This is a genomic window from Iamia sp. SCSIO 61187 (genome assembly GCF_019443745.1).
Taxonomy (GTDB): Bacteria; Actinomycetota; Acidimicrobiia; order Acidimicrobiales; family Iamiaceae; genus Iamia.
Genome location: NZ_CP050948.1, coordinates 745,142 through 763,643, shown reverse-complemented (window position 1 = coordinate 763,643; position 18,502 = coordinate 745,142). Strand labels below are relative to the sequence as shown.

17 protein-coding genes are annotated in these 18,502 nt (G+C 74.7%); 2 read left to right on the top strand and 15 right to left on the bottom strand.

What is annotated here, in order from left to right:
* The first annotated feature begins 22 nt into the window (after nt 1–22).
* Complete coding sequence (locus tag HC251_RS03665) at nt 23–655, top strand: response regulator transcription factor (protein ID WP_219943968.1); 633 nt, start codon at nt 23–25, stop codon at nt 653–655.
* 324 nt (nt 656–979) lie between these two features.
* On the opposite strand, the gene HC251_RS03660 is transcribed toward HC251_RS03665, so the two are convergent.
* From HC251_RS03660 to HC251_RS03600, 13 genes are all read right to left on the bottom strand, one after another.
* Nucleotides 980–1,819 carry an alpha/beta fold hydrolase gene (locus HC251_RS03660; protein ID WP_219943967.1) on the bottom strand — a complete coding sequence of 280 codons (840 nt, stop codon included), beginning with the start codon at nt 1,817–1,819 and terminating at the stop codon, nt 980–982.
* Nucleotide 1,820: 1 nt separating this feature from the next.
* The gene (locus HC251_RS03655; RefSeq protein WP_219943966.1) at nt 1,821–2,462 is read right to left on the bottom strand and encodes a hypothetical protein; all 642 of its coding nucleotides are present in this window, start codon (nt 2,460–2,462) and stop codon (nt 1,821–1,823) included.
* Nucleotides 2,459–3,424: an NAD-dependent epimerase/dehydratase family protein gene (locus HC251_RS03650; protein ID WP_219943965.1), complete on the bottom strand. Its 966-nt coding sequence runs from the start codon at nt 3,422–3,424 to the stop codon at nt 2,459–2,461. The genes HC251_RS03655 and HC251_RS03650 overlap by 4 nt, the downstream gene beginning before the upstream one ends.
* 3 nt (nt 3,425–3,427) lie before the next feature.
* Entirely contained in the window at nt 3,428–4,243 is an 816-nt protein-coding gene (locus tag HC251_RS03645; RefSeq protein ID WP_219943964.1) for a type III pantothenate kinase, read from the bottom strand.
* A gap of 71 nt (nt 4,244–4,314) precedes the next feature.
* The gene (locus HC251_RS03640) at nt 4,315–5,238 is read right to left on the bottom strand and encodes an amino acid ABC transporter permease (protein WP_219943963.1); all 924 of its coding nucleotides are present in this window, start codon (nt 5,236–5,238) and stop codon (nt 4,315–4,317) included.
* On the bottom strand, nt 5,238–5,939 hold the full coding sequence (locus HC251_RS03635; protein ID WP_219943962.1) for an amino acid ABC transporter permease: 702 nt from the start codon (nt 5,937–5,939) through the stop codon (nt 5,238–5,240). Before HC251_RS03635 ends, HC251_RS03640 begins: the two co-directional genes overlap by 1 nt.
* A 52-nt stretch (nt 5,940–5,991) precedes the next feature.
* Nucleotides 5,992–6,900: a glutamate ABC transporter substrate-binding protein gene (locus HC251_RS03630; RefSeq protein WP_219943961.1), complete on the bottom strand. Its 909-nt coding sequence runs from the start codon at nt 6,898–6,900 to the stop codon at nt 5,992–5,994.
* Nucleotides 6,901–6,986: 86 nt separating this feature from the next.
* A complete protein-coding gene (locus HC251_RS03625) occupies nt 6,987–7,706 on the bottom strand; it encodes an amino acid ABC transporter ATP-binding protein (protein WP_219945609.1) in 720 nt (239 codons plus the stop codon).
* Nucleotides 7,707–7,990: 284 nt separating this feature from the next.
* Nucleotides 7,991–8,914 carry a carboxylating nicotinate-nucleotide diphosphorylase gene (nadC, locus tag HC251_RS03620; protein ID WP_219943960.1) on the bottom strand — a complete coding sequence of 308 codons (924 nt, stop codon included), beginning with the start codon at nt 8,912–8,914 and terminating at the stop codon, nt 7,991–7,993.
* A 115-nt stretch (nt 8,915–9,029) separates the two neighbouring features.
* Nucleotides 9,030–9,872, bottom strand: coding sequence for a DUF2510 domain-containing protein (locus tag HC251_RS03615; RefSeq protein WP_219943959.1), 843 nt, complete (start codon nt 9,870–9,872; stop codon nt 9,030–9,032).
* 57 nt (nt 9,873–9,929) lie between these two features.
* On the bottom strand, nt 9,930–10,859 hold the full coding sequence (locus HC251_RS03610; protein ID WP_219943958.1) for an LLM class F420-dependent oxidoreductase: 930 nt from the start codon (nt 10,857–10,859) through the stop codon (nt 9,930–9,932).
* Between the two features lie 76 nt (nt 10,860–10,935).
* A complete protein-coding gene (thrC, locus tag HC251_RS03605; protein WP_219943957.1) occupies nt 10,936–12,312 on the bottom strand; it encodes a threonine synthase in 1,377 nt (458 codons plus the stop codon).
* Nucleotides 12,313–12,320: 8 nt separating this feature from the next.
* Nucleotides 12,321–13,628 carry a homoserine dehydrogenase gene (locus HC251_RS03600; RefSeq protein WP_219943956.1) on the bottom strand — a complete coding sequence of 436 codons (1,308 nt, stop codon included), beginning with the start codon at nt 13,626–13,628 and terminating at the stop codon, nt 12,321–12,323.
* A gap of 93 nt (nt 13,629–13,721) precedes the next feature.
* On the opposite strand from HC251_RS03600, the gene HC251_RS03595 reads away from it, so the two are divergent.
* Nucleotides 13,722–14,501: an alpha/beta fold hydrolase gene (locus HC251_RS03595; RefSeq protein ID WP_219943955.1), complete on the top strand. Its 780-nt coding sequence runs from the start codon at nt 13,722–13,724 to the stop codon at nt 14,499–14,501.
* A 120-nt stretch (nt 14,502–14,621) separates the two neighbouring features.
* Here the strand turns inward: HC251_RS03595 and HC251_RS03590 are convergent, their stop codons facing one another.
* Nucleotides 14,622–14,987 (bottom strand): holo-ACP synthase, encoded by a 366-nt coding sequence (locus HC251_RS03590; RefSeq protein ID WP_219943954.1) that lies wholly within the window; start codon nt 14,985–14,987, stop codon nt 14,622–14,624.
* Between the two features lie 10 nt (nt 14,988–14,997).
* Nucleotides 14,998–18,477, bottom strand: coding sequence for an SIS domain-containing protein (locus HC251_RS03585; RefSeq protein WP_219943953.1), 3,480 nt, complete (start codon nt 18,475–18,477; stop codon nt 14,998–15,000).
* Nucleotides 18,478–18,502 lie beyond the last annotated feature (25 nt).

Sequence of the window (18,502 nt, the reverse complement as noted above, 5' to 3'; positions counted from 1 at the left end):
GGGGCCGTGCCAGGATGGCGGCGTGGCGAAGCTGGACGCGGTGCGGGTCGTGGTGGCCGACGACCACCAGATCTGGCGCTCGGGCCTGCGCGCCGACCTGGGCGAGACCTTCCACGTCGTCGGCGAGGCCGCCGACGCCGACGAGGCCATCGACGTCATCGGGCAGGTCCGCCCCGACCTCGTGGTGTGCGACCTCAACATGCCCGGCGGCGGCGGCATCAAGGTGGCCCGCACCTGCGGCGAGACGACCCGCATCGTCATGCTCACCGTCAGCGAGGCCGAGCGCGACCTGCTCGACGCCGTGGCCGCCGGCGCCGTCGGCTACCTGGTGAAGTCGACGCCGTCGGCCGAGCTCCGCACCGCCCTCTGGAAGGCGGCCCAGGGCGAGCCCGTCTTCTCCCCCAGCCTGGCCGCCCTCGTCCTGGGCGAGTTCCGGCGGCTCAGCAAGACCGGCGGCGGCGGCCAGGCCCTGTCCGAGCGCGAGCGGGAGGTCCTCCAGCACGTCGCCAAGGGCCACACCTACCGCCAGATCGGCGAGGAGCTCTTCATCGCCGAGAAGACGGTGGAGAACCACGTCCGCAACATCCTCGGCAAGCTCCACCTCTCCCGCAAGCAGGAGCTCATCCGCTACGCGCTGGAGCACGGAATCGAGTGAATCTCGGTCACTCGGTCGCTGGCGCTCCCTCCGTTCCCTCGAGCTGAGCGTCCCTCGCTCCGCTCGGGGCTGAAGGTCTTCCCGGCGGCGGACGGCTCGTCCCTCGCCGCCACGCTCGCCTCTGCGGGGGGAGACCCCCCGCACCCCCCTGCGGCTGCGCCGGTTCCGTCCGGCATCGCCACGCTCTCGGCCGCTCCTGGTCGCGGTTCCCTGCGTTGCCTCGTCATCGCGGCGAGCTCTGGTCGACGGAGGACGTGGTGGCGGACTCGCTGGCGCTCGTCGGGGGGTCAGGCGGTCCGGGACTCGCTGGCGCTCGTCGGGGGGTCAGGCGGTCCGGGACTCGCTGGCGCTCGTCGGGCGGGCGGCGACCTGGTCCAGGTGCTCGTGGACGACGCGGTTGAAGGTGCCGGCGTGCTCGGCCTGGACCATGTGGGCCCCGCCCCGGATGATGACCAGCTCGGCCCCGGGGATGCGCTCGGCCAGCTCCAGCGAGTCGCCCCGGGGCGTCAGGATGTCCTGGCTGCCGACGGTGACGAGCGTCGGCGCGGTGATGGCCGACAGCTCGTCGGCCACGGCATCGTCCATGGCCAGGATCGCCCGGGCCTGGGCCGCGAACCCGTGGGGCGGGACGTTGACCACCAGCGGGGCCAGGAACGTGGCCAGCGGCCAGATCCGCCGCAGCGACCGGGGACCCATCAGCCAGCGGATGTTGTCGCGGACGAAGACGCCCATGCCCTCGCTCTCGGCCACCTCGATCCACTCGGCCAGCAGCTCCCGCCGCCACGGCAGGTGCCGGCAGGCGGTGCACGCCAGGGTCAGCGAGCGCACCCGCTCGGGCGCCCGCACGCCGATGATCTGGGCCAGGATCCCGCCCATCGACACGCCCACCACGTGGGCCGAGTCGTGCCCGGCGGCGTCGAGCACGAGCAGGGCGTCGCGGGCCATGACCTCGAGGTCGTAGGGCCCCTCCGGCTTGTCGGAGCTGCCCACCCCCCGGTTGTCGAAGGCGATGCACCGGTACCGGGCCCCGAACGACCGGCGCTGCATGATCCACGCCCGGTGGTCGGCACCGAGCCCGTGGACGAGCAGCAGCGGCTCCCCGTCGCTCGGGCCCCACACCTGGTAGTGCAGCCGGACCCCGTCGTCGGTGCGGACGTAGGCCACGTCAGCCCCACCGGGTGGAGGCGGAGTCGAGCAGGTCCTGGACGCCGGCCCGGGCCGCGCCCACCAGGTCGGCCACGGCGAGCGGCCCCCGACCGGGCGGGTGGGCGATGGGCTCGCCGACGAGCAGGCGCCACCGCCGCCCCACCTCCCGGCCCACCAGGGCGACGGGGACGACCGGCGCACCGGTCGCCAGGGCGGGGGCCAGCGCGGCCGGGGCCAGGCGCCCGGCCCGGCGCGGGCGCACGTCGCGATCCAGGGGCAGGGCGACGAGGTGACCGGCGCGGAGCACGCTGCGCAGCTCGGCGGGCCGGTCGACGACGGCCCCCAGCACCCGCCCCACGGTGACGATCGGAGCCACGTCGACCAGCCCCGCGGTCCGGACGTGACGCCCGGTGGCCTGGCGCACGCCCCGCGCCAGGACGACCGGCTCGGAGAGGCCGAGGGCCCGGTTGTGGACGAGGACGGCCGGGCCCTCGCGCGGGATCCGCTCGGACCACCGGGTCTCGACGCTCCAGCGGACCCCCAGCAGGGGCGAGACCAGCCCGATCACGTCGGGGTCGAGGCCCCACTCGTCGACCGGGTGGGTGCCGTCGAGGCGCCGGCGGAGGAACGCCGACGGCGTCAGCCGGACCTCGGCCATCATGCGGCGGACCGGTGGTCGACGGCGAGGTGGACGATCTCGGCCCACTCGTACAGGTCGTGGACGACGTCGACGGTCGAGCGCGCCGGCGCCAGGCCCAGCGCCTCCTCGCCGAGGGCGCCGTCGGCGCCGCGGCCACGCGTCAGCAGCTCGATGACGTGGGCCGGCAACGGGGCGCCGACGAGGGCGCAACCGGCCCGCGCCGCCCGCCACCCCAGGCCGACGGTCGGCAGGGGGATCCGCCCACCCAGCCGCACGGCCTGGAACGGGGTGACGGCCCCCGGCCCGACGACGTTCACCGTCCCGTCGATCCCCGCGGCCAGGGCCCGGACGACCGCGGCGGCCGCGTCCTCCTGGTGCAGGAGCGAGAACGGAGGGTCGGTCACGGCCGAGACCGGCACCGCCGGCAGGCGGAGGTAGCGACCCAGCGGGGTCGGGATGTGGGGGCCGACGACGGGGGCGAAGCGGAGGATCGTGACGGGGACGTCGGCGGCGACGGCGGCCTGGGCGGCCATGTCCTCCACGTCGAGCAGGGTGCGGCCCCACGGGGTCGTCGGCTCGGGGTGGACGGTCTCGTCGGGACGCTGGGCCCCACCCCGTGGGCGCCCGTAGACCTCGATGCCGCTGCGGACGACGACGCGGTCGAGCGACGGGCACTGGGCCGCCGCCCCCAGGGCGACGAGCGCCGAGGCGTGCGTCATCGCCGCCGCCGTGCGGGCGGCGACTCGGGCACCGGGCTCGTAGACGCCCAGGTGGACGACCGCGGTCGGCTCGAGGTCGCGCACGACGGCGACGGTGCGGGCCCGGTCCCGGGGGTCGACCCGGTGGAACTCGGCCCGGGGGATGCGGCCCCGGGGCGGGCCGATGTCGACCCCGACGATCGCCTCGATGCTGTCGTCGGCCTCGAGGAGGTTGGTGACGCGGGTCCCGAGCTCGCCGCCCATGCCGGTGAGGAGGACGCGCACCGCTCAGGCGACGTTCTTGGCGAAGATGAGCCGGAGGCCGTGGAGGGTGAGCCACGGCTCGAGGATCTCGATCGAGCGGGAGTAGGGCGCGATCAGCGAGGCCAGGCCACCGGTGGCGAGGATCGTCGCGTTGGTCCCGACCTCGTCGACCATGCGATCGACGATGCCGTCGACCTGGCCGGCGAACCCGTAGACGGCCCCGGCCTGCAGGGCGTCGACGGTGTTGCGGCCGATCACGCTGCGGGGCTCCTGCAGCTCGATCCGGCGCAGGGCGTCGGCCCGCTGGTACAGGGCATCGAGGCTGATGTCGATGCCGGGGGCGATGGCGCACCCCAGCAGCTCGCCGTTGGGCGAGATGGCGTCGTAGGTCGTGGCCGTGCCGAAGTCGATGACGATCGCGGGGCCGCCGTACACGTCGATGGCGGCCACGGCGTTGGCGATGCGGTCGGCGCCGACCTCGCGGGGGTTGTCGGTCAGGACGGGCATGCCGGTGCGGACGCCGGGCTCGATCACGACGGGCCGGAAGCCGAAGTACCGCTCGACCATGCTGCGGAAGGCGGCCGTGGCCCGGGGCACGACCGACGAGATGGCGATCCCGTCGATGTCGTCGTCGAACGAGAAGCCGTGGAAGCCGAGGAACTCCTGGATGGTCAGGGCGTGCTCGTCGGCCGTGCGCTCGGCCTTGGTGGCGATCCGCCAGTTGTCGAGCAGCCCCTGCTCGCACCGGGAGCCGCCCTCGCGGACCGGGGTGTCGGCGTCGGGCCCCTCGTAGAGGCCGATCACCGTCTGGGTGTTGCCGATGTCGATGGCGAGCAGCACCGAGGTGTTCCTCCGGGCCGGGGGCCGAGGTGGTCAGCATGCTCCGACCCCCACCCACGGGGGAAATCGACTCAGATCGAGCGCAGCCCGCTGTCGGCGGCGACCGGCGGGGCGTCGACCGTCGCCCCCCGCCGGCGCCCCCCGCCCCTCCCCCGGCGCTCGAGCCAGGTGGCCACCGTGGTGAGGGCCAGGTTGATCACGATGTAGATGGTGGCCACGACGATGGCGGTGGGGATGACGTTGCCGATGTTGGTGTAGATGCGCCGCCCCGACCGCAGCAGCTCCGGGTAGGCGACGATGAACCCGAGGGCGGAGTCCTTCAGCAGCACCACCATCTGGCTGACCAGGGTGGGGAGCATGGTGCGGACCGCCTGCGGCAGCTGGACGAGCCGGGTCACCGCCGTGCGCGTCAGCCCGATGCTCAAGGCGGCCTCGACCTGCCCGGAGGGCACCGACCGGATCCCGGCCCGGACGATCTCGGCGAAGACCGACCCGTTGTAGAGGGTGAGCCCGATCACCAGGGCGGCGAAGGAGCTGACGTCGAACCGGTCGACGATGGAGGTCCGGAGGTCGTCGGGGACCCACGACCAGGTCGCGATCTCGTCGCCCAGCCGGGGCAGGCCGAGGAAGGCGAAGAAGATGAGCAGCACGAGCGGGATGGCGCGGAAGAGGTTCACGAAGGCGGTGGCAGCCATGCGGATCGGCCACCGCCGCGACAGCTGGCCCACGCCGAGCAGGACCCCGAGGACCAGAGCGAGCACCAGGGCCAACCCGGCCGCCTTGAGCGTCGCCACCAGGCCGCGGAGGAGGATGCGCTGGACGCCGGCGCCGCCGAAGGGGTCCCAGTAGGCGCCTCGGAACTGGCCCGTCGCATGCAGCCGCCAGAGGACCAGGCCCACGAGCGGGACCAGGACCAGCATGACCACCAGGATGCTGCCGATGAGGATGCGGCGCCGGCCCCGGGGGCCCGGCGCGTCGAAGAGGGCGACCGCCATCAGGTCGCCTCGCGCGCCATGGCGGGGACGCCGCCGCCCGACCGGCGGCGCCGGGCCCGGTCGGGGTCGACCGCCCGCTCGAGCGCCCACGACCCGAGGAAGAGGACCGACGCCAGGATGATGTAGCCGAGGCCGGTCGTGAACAGGAGGGGGAACGTGGCGCTGGCGTCGGCGTTCTGGAGCCGGCGCAGCACCTGGTTCGCCTCGGCCACGTTGAACGCCACCGCCACCGAGGTGTTCTTGAGCAGGGCGTTCAGCACGCCGGTGAGGGGCGGGATCACGGCCCGGTACGCCTGGGGCAGCACGACCAGGGTGAGGACCTGCCGGAACGGCAGCCCGATGGCCCGGGCCGCCTCGATCTCGCCGGCGTCCACCGCGTTGATGCCCGACCGCACCGCCTCGCAGACGAAGGCGGTCGTGTAGATCGTCAGGGCCACGATGGCGAAGGCGACGAACGAGAGCCGGACCTCCATCCGCGGCAGGCCGAAGGTGGAGAAGATGAACACCAGGGTGAGCGGCGTGTTCCGGACGAGGGTCACGTAGGTGGTGCCCAGCCAGCGCAGGGGCGGGATGGGGCCCACCCGCATGATGGCGAGGACGGTGCCGAACAGGAGCGAGAGCACGCCCGAGCTGACGGTGAGCCACACCGTGGTGCGGAACCCGTCGAGGATGAGGTCGCGGTTCTCCCAGACGTGGTCCACCTAGGGGGACCTCAGGCCACGGGAGGGACGCACCGTCAGCTCGGGCACGAGGTCAGTACCGGTCGACCTCGGGCGGCTCAGGGGCCTCGACCCCGCTGGCGCCGAGGGTGGCGTCGAAGGCCTGCTCCCAGGTGCCGTCCTCGTAGGACTGCTCGAGGACGTCGTTGAGGAAGTCGCGGAACTCGTCGTCGCCCTTGGCGAGGCCGATGCCGTAGGGCTCCTCGCTGAAGGTCTCGCCCACGACGCGGAACTCACCCTCGTAGTTCGGGTCGGCGGCGTAGCCGGCGAGGATGATGTCGTCGGTGCTGACCGCGTCGACCTGGCCGGTCTGGAGCTGGTCGACGCACTCGGTGTAGGTGTCGAACTCGACCGGCTCGGCGTCGGGGTACTCCTCCCGGATGCGCTCGATGGGCGTCGAGCCGCTGGCCGCGCACACCCGCTTGCCGGCGAGGTCGTCGGGCCCGTTGATGGAGTCGTCGTCGGCTCCGACGAGCAGGTCCTGGCCGGCGACGTAGTACGGGCCGGCGAAGTCGACGACCTCCTTGCGCTCGTCGTTGATCGTGTAGGTGGCGATCACGATGTCGACGGTGCCGTTCTCGATGAACGCCTCGCGGTTGGCCGAGACGGTCTCGACCCACTCGATGTCCCCGGGGGCGATGCCGAGCTCGGCGGCGACGAGCTTGCCGATCTCGATGTCGAAGCCCTCGGGGTCCTCGGACTCGAGCCCGACGGCGCCCAGGCCGGGCTGGTCGAACTTGGTGCCGATCTTGATCGAGCCCTCCTCGGCCAGGCGGGCCATGGTCGAGCCCTCCGGGAACTCGGTGTCCTCGGCGACCTCGGGGTCGGTGGTCTCGGGCGTGTCGCCGTCGCCCAACCCCTCGTCGTCGTCGCCGCAGCCGGTCAGCAGGAACGCCAGAGGCAGGAGCAGGGCGAGGAGCAACCTCAGTCGGGTCTTCATCATCGGTGGGACCTTTCGGGTGGGCAGGGGGTGGCAGGGAGGCCGGGGGGAGACGTCGGGACGGCGGGCAGGCGGGCGGGTGGCATCGTTCAGTGGCTCAGGATCTTGGAGAGGAAGTCCTTGGCCCGGTCGGTCTCCGGGTCGTCGAAGAAGTCGGCCGGGGCGCGGACCTCGAGGATCTCGCCGTGGTCCATGAACACGACCCGATCGGCGGCCTTGCGGGCGAAGCCCATCTCGTGGGTGACGACGACCATCGTCATGCCGGCCTCGGCCAGCTCGACCATGACGTCGAGCACCTCGCTGATCATCTCCGGGTCGAGCGCGGACGTCGGCTCGTCGAAGAGGATGATCTTGGGGTCCATGGCCAGGGCCCGGGCGATGGCCACCCGCTGCTGCTGACCGCCGGAGAGCTCGCTCGGCATGGCGTCGGCCTTCTCGGCCACGCCGACCCGCTCCAGCAGCTCCCGGGCCCGGTCCTCGGCCTGCGACCGCTTCACCCCCCGGGCCTTGGTGGGGCCGACGGTGACGTTCTTCAGGACCGACATGTGCGAGAACAGGTTGAAGCTCTGGAAGACCATCCCGACGTCGGCCCGCAGCCGAGCCAGCGCCGTGCCCTCCTGGGGCTGGAGCTCCCCGTCGATGAGGATCAACCCCGAGTCGATGGGCTCGAGCCGGTTGATGGTGCGGCACAGGGTCGACTTGCCCGACCCCGAGGGGCCGATGACGACGACGACCTCACCCCGGCCGACCTCGAGCTCGATGTCCCTGAGGACGTGAAGCGGGCCGAAGTGCTTCTGCACCTGGTGCATCTGGACGAGGGCGTCGGGGTTCGGCGCCCACCCGTGCTCGCCGACGGGGACCTCGACCGGCGGGGCCTCCGGCGCGACGGTCCCGGCGGAGGGGGTCGGCTTCTGGAGGTCGACGGTGTCGGCCGGGTGCTGGTCCAACGGGAGCTCGTCTCGACGGGCTTCCCCCCCGAAGGGTCCACACGTTGGTACCACAGCCGCCGAGGCCCTGCTCGGGATGACGGCAGACGGAGGTCAGCCGGGGGCGTCGGCGGCGTCGGGGGCGTCGGCCCGCACCGGGCGAGGCGTCAGCCGGGGCCCGGCGACCGGCGCCGCTCGGGCGGACCCGACTCGTCGCCCTCCAGCCAGGTGGAGACCACGTCGAGGCCGATGTCGAGGACCGGGGCCGAGCTGGTGAGCGAGCCCGACGAGACCAGGTCGGCGCCGACGTCGGCGTAGGCGCGGACCGTCTCGAGGGTGATGCCGCCCGAGATCTCCACCACCGGTCGCCGGCGCCCGACCTCCTCGGCGTGGGCGTCGATGGTGGCGACGCACGCCCGGGCCTCCTCCGGCGTCATGTTGTCGAGGAGGAGGGCGTCGGCCCCGGCGTCGAGGGCCTCGCCGACCTTCTCGTGGGTGTCGCACTCGACGTGGACGGTGCGGGCCGGGAACCAGGCCCGGGCCTGGGCCACGGCCTCGGCCATGTCCACCAGCTCGAGGTGGTTGTCCTTCAGCATGACCCACTCCGAGAGGTTCCCCCGGTGGCTGGCGCCGCCGCCGGCGCGCACGGCCGCCTTCTCGAGGGCGCGCAGGCCCGGCGTCGTCTTGCGGGTGTCCCAGACCCGCAGGCCCGGGCCGGCGGCGTCGACGAAGCGCCGGGTGAGGGTGGCGACGCCGCTCAGGTGGGACAGGAGGTTGAGCGCCGTCCGCTCGGCGGTGAGCAGGGAGCCGAGGGGCCCGGACACGACGCCCACCACCCCGCCGGGCTCGACCGGGTCGCCATCGACGACCTGCCACTCCACCGCCAGCCGGCGGTCGACCTGGTCGAGCACCTCGGTGACGCAGGCGCACCCGGCCACCACCCCCGCGGCGCGGGACCGGAGCACGGCGGTGGCCGTGGCCCCGGGGGGCAGGAGGGCGGCGCTGATGTCGCCGAGGGGGGTGAGGTCCTCGGCCAGGGCGCGGGCCACCACGTCGCGGATGGCGGTGATGGGCGGGTCGAACGGCGACATCTCCCCTTGCTAGCGCCTGGGTGCCGCGATGTCCCCCGCCGACGGACCGGCCCGCACGCCCGGACCGGGGACGGATCAGGGGTCCGGGCACCCGCGATCGTCCCCACCTCGCCCGTCAGGGAGGGGGCGGGGGCAGCAGGAGCTCGGCGGAGAGGAGGGCGCCGAGGAGGACGAGCCCCCCGGCCGGGTCGAGGGCGCCCCCGTCGGGGGGCCGCCGGTCGACCAGGAGGACGCCGGGCGGCAGGTGGCGTCGGCGCCCGGGCACGTCCCACACCGCGGCCAGGCGGGCGAGAGGGGTGCCGGCGTCGTCGACGACCCGCAGGGCGTGGCGGGAGCGGCCGACCTGCTCGAGCCGGCCGACCAGGTCGTCGCCGGAGCGCACCTCGGCCCGGATGCCCTGGCGGACCGACGAGGCCCGGACCGTGGCCGGCGGCCCGTCGGCCGGCCGCACGTCGACGACGGGCTCGATGCGCCGCCCCGGTCGGGAGAGGCGCAGGCGCTCGGTGCCGTCGGCCTCGCGCACGACGAGGGTGGTCGCCGCGGTGGGGGGGCCGGCGACGAGGAGGCCCACGAGCCGGCGGGGCCAGGCCGGGGCCGGCTCCTCGACCGACCCGGCCACCTGGTCGTCGGGGCCGAGGAGGGCCCGCCGGCGGCCGTCACGGTGGTCGAGGAGGAGCAGCTCGCTGGCGAGTGTGGCCGGGCGGTGGTCGGCGTCGGGCACGACCCGCGGCCCGGCGCCCTCGTCGGGCGGCGCGTCCCGCACCGGGTGGGGGTGCGAGCGGGGCAGGTCGGCGACCGGTGCCGAGTCGAGGCTGCAGAACCCGCCGTCGGCCACGTGCTCGGTCCACTGGCCCCCGTCGTGGAAGCGGAGCTGGTGCCGCTGCCACGGGTCGCCGTGCCAGCCCATGTCCCGCCCGGCGGCGGTGGGGCCGAGGTCGGCGGGGGCGGGCAGGGTCATGCCCGGAGGCTACCGACCCCCGCCCGCCCGGGGCCCTCGGCCCGCCGAGCCCTGGCGTCAGACGTGCGGCGCCACCTCGGCGGCCAGGAGGCGCAGGTGGTCGAGGTCGGTCAGGTCGAGGACCTGGAGGTAGGCCCGGGTGGCGCCCTTCTCGGCGTAGGCCTGCAGCCGGGCCACGACCTCGGCGGGGGTCCCGGCGGCGCCGTTCTCGCGCAGCTCGGCCGGTTCCCGCCCGATGGCCCGGGCCCGGCGGGCCACCTCGGCCTCGTCGCCGCCGCAGCACACGACCTGGGCGGCCGAGAGGACCATGGTGCCGGGGTCCCGGTCGCGGGCCTCGCAGGCGGACCGCACCCGGTCGAAGGCGGCGGCGGTGCCGTCGAGGTCGGTGAAGGGCACGTTGAACTCGTCGGCGTAGGTGGCGGCGAGGCGGGGCGTCCGCTTCTGGCCGCCGCCACCGATGATGATCGGCGGGCGGGGCGACTGGACCGGCTTGGGCAGCGCCGGCGAGTCGACCAGCTGGTACTCGGCGCCGTCGAAGGAGAAGGTCTCGCCCTCGGGCGTCGCCCACAGGCCGGTGATGATGGCCAGCTGCTCCTCATAGCGGTCGAAGCGCTCCTTCACCGACCCGAACGGGATGCCGTAGGACGTGTGCTCGTCGTCGAACCACCCGGAGCCGAGGCCGAGCTCGACCCGCCCGCCGCTCATGGCGTCGACGGTGGCCACGGAGATGGCCAGGGGCCCGGGCAGCCGGAAGGTGCCGGCGGTGACCAGCGTGCCGAGGCGGATGGTCGAGGTCTCCCGGGCCAGGCCGGCCAGGGTGATCCAGGCGTCGGTGGGGCCGGGCAGGGGCGAGCCGTCGCCCATCCGCTGGTAGTGGTCCGAGCGGAAGAAGGCGTCGAAGCCCAGCTCCTCGCTGAGCCGGGCCACGGCGAGGAGGTCGTCGTAGCTGGCGCCCTGCTGCGGCTCGGTGAAGATCCGGAGGTCCATGGCCGCCGACGGTACCGCCCTCGAACTTCGGACGGACCCCGCAGCGCGGGCGTGGTCCGTCCCGGGGTCGGTGGGGTCAGAGCAGCTCGGCGCGGAGGTAGTCGGCCAGGACGGCGCTGTCGGCGGCCAGCGGGGTGAGGTGCTCGGGGCGGTCGAGCAGGTCGGCCAGGTGCTCGGGCAGGAGGGGGCGGACGCCGGTCGCGGCCTCGACGGCGTCGGGGAACTTGGCCGGGTGGGCGGTGGCCAGCACGACCCGGGGGACGTCGGGGTCCGACGGCACCGCCCGGGCGGCGGCGATCCCGATGGCGGTGTGGGGGTCGACCAGCACCCCGTGGGCCTCGTGGACCCGCTGGATCTCGAACAGGGTGGCCTCGTCGTCGACGCGCACGCCGGAGAACGTGGCCCGCACGCGGTCGAGGCGGGCGGCGCCGATGTCGAGCCGGCCGTCGGACCGGAACCGGGCCATGGCCTCGGCCACGACGGCGCCGTTGCGGCCGTAGAGCTCCCACAGGTACCGCTCGACGTTGCTCGACACCTGGATGTCCATCGACGGGCTGAGGCTGGGCTCGACGCCCTCGACCTCCATCACCCCGCTGGCGATCCAGCGGGTGAGGATGTCGTTGCGGTTGGACCCCACGATCAGCCGGTCGACGTCGAGACCGCCCTGCTTGGCCACCCAACCGGCCAGGACGTTGCCGAAGTTGCCGGTCGGGACGGCGAAGGACACCGGACCGTCGGGGGCGACGGCCGCCGCCGCGGTGACGTAGTAGACGACCTGGGCCATCACCCGGGCCCAGTTGATCGAGTTCATGGCCGACAGGCGCAGCTCGTCGCGCAGGGCGGTGTCGGCGAAGGCGGCCTTCACCAGGTCCTGGCAGGTGTCGAAGTCGCCGTCGATGGCGACGTTGCGGACGTTGGGCTCGTCGACGGTCGTCATCTGGCGGCGCTGCACGTCGCTGACCCGCCCGGCCGGGTGGAGGACGACGATGTCGAGGCGGTCGCGGCCCCGGCAGGCCTCGATGGCGGCCGACCCGGTGTCGCCCGACGTGGCGACCAGCACCGTGGCCCGCTCGTCGCGGCGGGCCAGCTCGCGATCCATGAGCCGCCCGAGGAGCTGGAGGGCCACGTCCTTGAAGGCCAGGGTCGGCCCCCAGAACAGCTCCAGGAGGTGGAGGCCGTCCTCCAGCGGGGTCACGGGGCAGACGTCGGCGTGGGAGAAGGTGGCGTAGGCCTCCTCGACCAGCGGGCGCAGCTCGTCGCGGGGGATGGCCGGTGACACGTAGGGCGCCAGGACGTCGACGGCGACGTCGGTGTAGCGCTCGACCGACGGGTGGACGTCGATCGCCGGCCACTCCTCGGGGACGTAGAGGCCGCCGTCGGGCGCCAGCCCGCCGATGAGGGCGCCGTCGAAGCCGACCGGCGGGCACGACCCGCGGGTGCTGAGGTAGCGCACGGCGGCCGCTACTCCTCGCTGGCGACGACGCGGATCACGCTGCCCACCTCGTGCACCGTGGGCAGGCCCCGCAGGTCGCGGACGGTCGCCCGGAGGTCGGCCTCGCGGGCCACGTGGGTGATGAGGACGATGCGGGCGTCGGCACCGATGCCCTCCTGCTCCAGCGAGCGGATGGACACGTCGTGGGTCTCGAACACCTCGGCGATCGAGCGCAGCACACCGGGCCGGTCCTCGACGTCGAGGCTCAGGTAGAAGGGGCTGCGCTGCTCGTCGATGGGCCGGATCCGGGCCCGACCGCCGAAGCCGACCGCGGCGGCGGTGCCCTTCGTGCGGTTGACGGCGGCGTCGACCAGGTCGCCCAGCACGGCCGACGCGGTGGGGCCGCCGCCGGCGCCCCGGCCGTAGAACATCAGATCACCGACGGAGGCGCCCTCGACGAACACGGCGTTGAAGCTGTCGCGCACACCGGCGAGGGGGTGCTGGGCCGGGACCATCGCCGGGTGGACCCGGACGGCGACCTCGGGGCCGTCGGCGCCGGGGAGGCGCTCGCACACGGCCAGCAGCTTGATGACGTGGTCGAGCCGCGAGGCCGAGGCGATGTCGTGGGCGCTGATGCCGGAGATGCCCTCGTGGTACACGTCGCCCGCGACCACCCGGGTGCCGAAGGCGAGCGAGGCGATGATGGCGGCCTTGGCCCCGGCGTCGTAGCCCTCGACGTCGGCGGTGGGGTCGCGCTCGGCGTAGCCCAGGCTCTGGGCCTCGGCCAGGGCGTCGGCGTAGCCGGTCCCCTCCTCGGTCATCCGGGTGAGGATGAAGTTGGTCGTGCCGTTGACGATGCCCATCACCCGGGTGATGTCCTCGCCGGCCAGGGACTCCCGGAGGGGGCGGACGATCGGGATGCCCCCGGCGACGGCGGCCTCGAACAGCAGGTCGACGCCGGCCCGGGCCGCGGCCTCGGCCAGCTCGGCGCCGTGGTTGGCGATCAGCTCCTTGTTGCCGGTGACGACCGGCTTGCCCGCGCCCAGGGCGGCGAGGATCAGCTCCCGCGCCGGCTCGATCCCGCCGATCAGCTCGACCACCACGTCGATGTCGGGATCGGTGGCCACGGACTCGGCGTCGAGGGTGAGCACGCCGTCGTCGAGGTCGAGGCCCCGGTCGCGGGTGAGGCTGCGCACCGCGACCCGGGTGATGTCGAGCCGGACGCCCGCCCCGTCGACGATGGCCTCGCGCCGCTCGTCGACCAGCGAGACGAGCGGACCGCCCACGTTGCCGCAGCCCAGCAGGCCGACGCGGACGATCGCAGGAGCAGAGGTCACGGGTGGAGGGTAGCGACCCGGCCCGCCGGCCCCTGACGAGATGCTGTCGCCTCCCCCGCCCGGGTGGCCGGGCCCGGACCGTACGCTCGGCCGATGCCCCCGACCCCGCCCCGGCTCGTGCGCCTGCCCGACGGCCGTGACCTGGCCGTCGACGACGTCGGCGACCCCGACGGGGTGCCGGTCGTCTACCTCCACGGGACGCCCGACTCCCGGCTGTCGCGCGGTGACGATCCGGCCACGGCGGCGGCGGGCGTCCGCCTCCTGGCGGTCGACCGACCGGGGTGCGGGCGCAGCACGTCGCACCCCGGGCGGACGCTCGGCTCGGTCGCCGACGACCTGGCGGCCACCCTCGCCCGCCTCGGCGTGGAGCGGGCCGCCGTCCTGGCCTGGTCGGCCGGGGCCCCCTACGCCGTGGCCCTGGCCGCCCGCCACCCGGCGGTGGTCAGCGCCGTCGGCCTGGCCGCGCCGGCGGTGCCGATCACCGCCTTCGCCGACCCCGACGTGCGCCTCGCCGCCGGCCCGGGCCGTGAGCTGTTCGCCGAGATGGCGGCCGAGATGGCCCCGGACGCCGTCGCCGCCGAGGTCGCTCCCTTCACGCCGGTCGAGGGGCCGGCCGAGGAGGAGGCCGTGGCCCTGGGGCTCGACGGCCTCCACCAGGAGATCGCCGTCCAGGCCGCGGTCCCCGACGTCGACCTGGCCGGGGCGGCTGCGCCGGCCACCATCTGGGCCGGCACGGCCGACGACGTCGCCCCCGTCGCCTTCGCCCGCTGGTGGGCCGCCCTGCTCCCCGGCGCCCGCGTGCACGAGGTCGACGGCGACCACGGCCTCCACCGGGCCCACTGGCCCGAGATCCTGGCCACCCTCACCGCCTGACCGCCAGCTCCACCCCCCACCCCACCCGAACTCGGTGGCAGATGTCGGACGAACATCCCACATCTGCCACCGAGTTCGGCGCAGGGTGGGGTTTCGGCGCAGGGTGGGTGGGTGGGTCGGTCAGTCGGCGGCGGCGACGGCGGTGGCGACCAGGGCCGAGTGCGACAGCGAGAGGTGCCAGGCGCCGACGCCGGCGGCGGCGGCGAGGGCGGCCGCCCGCCCGGTGACCACCAGCCGGGGCCGGCCCGACTCCTCCCGCACCACCTCGACGTCGTGCCAGTCGATGGCCCCGATGCCGACGCCCAGGGCCTTCATCACCGCCTCCTTGGCCGCGAAGCGGGCCGCCAGGGTCGGGATCGGGTCCCGGCGCGACGCGGCCAGGGACCTCTCCCCCGCCGTGAACAGCCGCTCGACCAGCGTCGGCGTCCGGTCGAGGACGAGGCGGAACCGGTCCAGGTCCACCACGTCGGTCCCGATGCCGATCATCGGCGTCCGCTCACGGGTGGGTGCGCCAGCGCTCCGCCAGGACGTAGACCGGCGAGGTCAGCAGCTCGATCATCGGGATCTCGCCCAGCAGGTCGTCGCGGAACGTGGGCTCGGTCTCGGTGACGGCGTCGTGCAGGGCCGAGAGCCGGGTGCGGTACTGCTCGAGCACCGACCGGGCCCGGGCCGCCGGCAGCCGCTCGTGGAACCGGCAGTGGAGCAGGGTCAGGCCCGTGCACTCGTTGCCCCGGACCTCGGGCACGATGATGACGGTGCGCCCGTCGCTCCGGCCCACGGCCACGGTGACCTCGCGCTCCATCGCCACCCGGTGCTTGGTGCCCCGGAGGACCGGGTTGCGCACGGTCCGCAGCGGCAGGTCCCGGGAGATGCCGCCCCGGTCGATGACCCGGACGGTGGCCTCGTGGGTCTCGACCGAGCCCTCGACGGCGTAGCGGGTGTGGCCGGTGACCTCGGCCACGGCGGCGTCGAGCCCGGCCAGGGTGCGCAGGGCCTTGTAGCTGACCCGGTCGCGGGGCGCGCCGGCCGCCAGCGTCGCAGCCACGAGGGGCAGCTGGAGGAGGCCCTCGTCGCTGCGGGAGATGCCCACCGTGACCGTCTTGGCCTGGTGCTTGATGGCGTCGACGGGGCGGGTCAGCTCCTCGATGGCGTCGGTGAGAGCGCTGGTCAGGTCCTCGACGAGGGCGACGGGAGAGCCGGCCCGGCCGTGCTCGACGTCGAAGCTCTCGAGCGGCACCAGCCCGGTGGCGTAGCGCATGAGCGACGCCAACCGGACGGCGGTGGCCGCCTCGAGGGTGCCGTCGAAGCCGCCGCTGCGCAGCACGTCGAAGAACCGGGCCGCCAGCGGGGTGAAGTCGGTGCGCAGGTCGGCCAGCAGCCGCTCGCCGTCGCCGTCGCCCGGTCCGGTGATGCGGGCTTCGATGGCGGCCCGGGCCTGGCGCAGCGGCAGGGCCGAGGCGTCGATGGCGAGGGCGGCCTCGTAGCCCCACAGGTGGCCGACCACGGTGGCGAGCACGAAGGACAGGGCGGGGTCGACGACCGGGACGGTCAGGACCTTGAGGGCGGCCGAGAAGCGCTCGTCGCCCTCGGAGGCGATCACGATGGGCGACGCCTTGTGGGCCCGGTAGATCGCCACCTCCTTGGCCACGTCGTCGGCGTTCGACCCCTGGAGGCCGGCGGCGCAGACGATGATCAGCGGCTCCGACGACAGGTCGATGTGCTTCTTGTCCTCGGTGGCGTCGCAGGCGATGGCCTTGTAGCAGAGCTCGGACAGCTTGATCCGCAGCTCCTGGGCGGCGATGCGGTCGGCGCCCGAGCCGACGATGGCCCAGTAGCGCTTCGACGGGGCCAGCTCCTGGGCGGCGGCGGCGATGGCCGGGCGGGTGGCCAGGACCTCCTCCATGGCCTCGGGCAGCGCCCGGAGACCGGTCAGCAGCCGCGACCGGGTCGCCCGGCCGGTGGCGCTGCCGTCGACCTCGGCGGCGATGGCCGAGCCGAGGAGGATGCCCGCCGCGACCTGGGCGTAGAACGCCTTGGTCGACGCCACGCTCATCTCCACGTCCCGCCCGTCGGAGGTGTAGAGCACGCCGTCGGACCGGTCGGTGAGGTCGCTCCCCCGACGGTTCACGATGCTCACGACCGTGGCGCCGCGCGAGCGGGCCAGGTCGACGGTGCGGTTGGTGTCGGTGGTGGTGCCCGACTGGCTGACGGCGACGATCAGCGTGTCGGCCATGTCGGCCTGGAGCGAGAAGCCGCTCAGCTCGGTGGCCAGGCGGGCGTCGACCCGGAGGTCCGAGCCGGCGGTGAGCCCGGCCAGGGTGGCGGCCAGCGCCTGGCCGGCGACGGCGGCGGTGCCCTGGCCGATGGCGATGACCCGGGTGATGGTGCCCTTGGCCAGCCCGGCGCGGGTGGCGTCGGGGAGCGTCTCCGGGCCCAGGCGGGCCTCGAGCGACCCGTCGTCGCCGGTGACGACCTTGCCCCGCAGCGTCTTGCGGAACGACAGCGGCGACTCGCTGATCTCCTTCAGCAGGAAGTGCGGGTGGTCGCCGCGGTCGATGTCCCGGGTGGTCACCTCGGCCCGGGCCAGCTCGGTGTCGGCCACCGGCAGCTCGGCGCCGGCGTAGGACAGGCGCCGGATCCCGGCGACGCTGCCGGCCCGGCGGGCGTCGAGCACGACGACCTGGCCCCGGCTGCCGGTGGGGTCGGCGGCGTCGGCCGCCGTCTCGCCGTCCATGCGCAGGTACGAGGTGCACTCCTCGACCACGCCGTAGGGCTCGGAGGCGACCAGGTAGAGGTCGTCGGCCAACCCGACGTAGAGGGCCTGGCCGCTGCCCCGCAGGGCCAGCAGGAGGGTGTGGGGGTCGTCGGCCACCGAGGCGGCGATGGCCACCGAGCCGTGGAAGCGGGTGACGGTGCGACGGAACGCCTCGGCCGCGGCCTCCTGGTCCGTCGCCCCACCGGGCGCCTCGGCGGCGAGGGCCCGGCTGACGAGGGTCGGGATCACCTTGGCGTCGGTGGTGATCTCGGGGGCGATCTGGAGCCCGGCCTCGGCCTTCAGGTCGGCGAAGTTGTCGATGTCGCCGTTGAGGGCGGCGTTCACGAAGGGGGTCGGGGCGGTGCCCTGCTCGTCGCTGTTGACGGGGTGGGCGTTGGCCTGGGAGATGATGCCGACGCTCGCCCACCGGGTGTGGCCCAGCACCAGGGCCTCGGCCCCGTCGGCCGCCACCGCCCGGGCCAGGAGGCCGTCGCCGGCGATGGCGCTGCGCAGGGCGGCGGAGTTGTCGCCCAGCTCACCGATCTCGGCAGCTGCCTTGTAGACGAAGGACAGGCAGCCGGCGGCGACCCGCACCGACCCCGACCCGTAGGTCGCGTCCTCGCTGCGCTCGGCGAGGGCGGCGGCCACGTCGGACGCTTCGAGGTCGAGGTCGTGCCCGCTGACCAGGATGCTGATGCCGGCCGAGTCGCGGCCGCGGACCTCGAGCCGGTCGAGGGCGGACAGGGCCAGCTGCACCGAGGTCATCGCCTCCACGGCCGCGGAGGTGGCCCCGGGACCGGTCAGGCCGGCGACGGCCCGGGCCGTCCGCAGCCGGTCGCGCCCGATGGCCCAGGCGCCGTCGCGCACGGCGACGAGGGCGGAGTTGATCGCCTCCTGCTCGGCCGTGGGCCGGTCGGCCAGGACGTCGTCGAGGCGGCGGTCGAGGGCGGCGACGGCGCCGGCGAGCTCGGACAGCGCCGCCTCCAGCCCGGCGACGAGGGCGCCGTCGGCCAGCAGGGCCCGCACCCCGGGGGTCCCGCGGAGCAGGCCGTCGGCCTCGACGAGCCGGGAGGCGACCTCCTCGAGGGGGCCCCGGACGTCGCGCCCCGTCGTGCACGCCGCCACCCGGTCGGCCGTGCCCTGGACCAGGCCCAGCACGGTGGCCGAGTCGGGGGGTGTCCGCTCGCTGGTGCGGCGGGCCACGGCGATGATGCCGCACATGCGGGTCTCCCAGGGGTCGAGGCGG

What these genes read in the sequence shown, in the direction of transcription:
- HC251_RS03655 (WP_219943966.1), bottom strand. Translation starts at nt 2,462, where the DNA reads ATGATGGCCGAGGTCCGGCTGACGCCGTCGGCGTTCCTCCGCCGGCGC.
- HC251_RS03640 (WP_219943963.1), bottom strand. Translation starts at nt 5,238, where the DNA reads ATGGCGGTCGCCCTCTTCGACGCGCCGGGCCCCCGGGGCCGGCGCCGC.
- HC251_RS03630 (WP_219943961.1), bottom strand. Translation starts at nt 6,900, where the DNA reads ATGATGAAGACCCGACTGAGGTTGCTCCTCGCCCTGCTCCTGCCTCTG.
- HC251_RS03625 (WP_219945609.1), bottom strand. Translation starts at nt 7,706, where the DNA reads ATGCACCAGGTGCAGAAGCACTTCGGCCCGCTTCACGTCCTCAGGGAC.
- nadC (WP_219943960.1), bottom strand. Translation starts at nt 8,914, where the DNA reads ATGTCGCCGTTCGACCCGCCCATCACCGCCATCCGCGACGTGGTGGCC.
- HC251_RS03615 (WP_219943959.1), bottom strand. Translation starts at nt 9,872, where the DNA reads ATGACCCTGCCCGCCCCCGCCGACCTCGGCCCCACCGCCGCCGGGCGG.
- HC251_RS03610 (WP_219943958.1), bottom strand. Translation starts at nt 10,859, where the DNA reads ATGGACCTCCGGATCTTCACCGAGCCGCAGCAGGGCGCCAGCTACGAC.
- HC251_RS03595 (WP_219943955.1), top strand. Translation starts at nt 13,722, where the DNA reads ATGCCCCCGACCCCGCCCCGGCTCGTGCGCCTGCCCGACGGCCGTGAC.
- HC251_RS03590 (WP_219943954.1), bottom strand. Translation starts at nt 14,987, where the DNA reads ATGATCGGCATCGGGACCGACGTGGTGGACCTGGACCGGTTCCGCCTC.
- HC251_RS03585 (WP_219943953.1), bottom strand. Translation starts at nt 18,477, where the DNA reads ATGTGCGGCATCATCGCCGTGGCCCGCCGCACCAGCGAGCGGACACCC.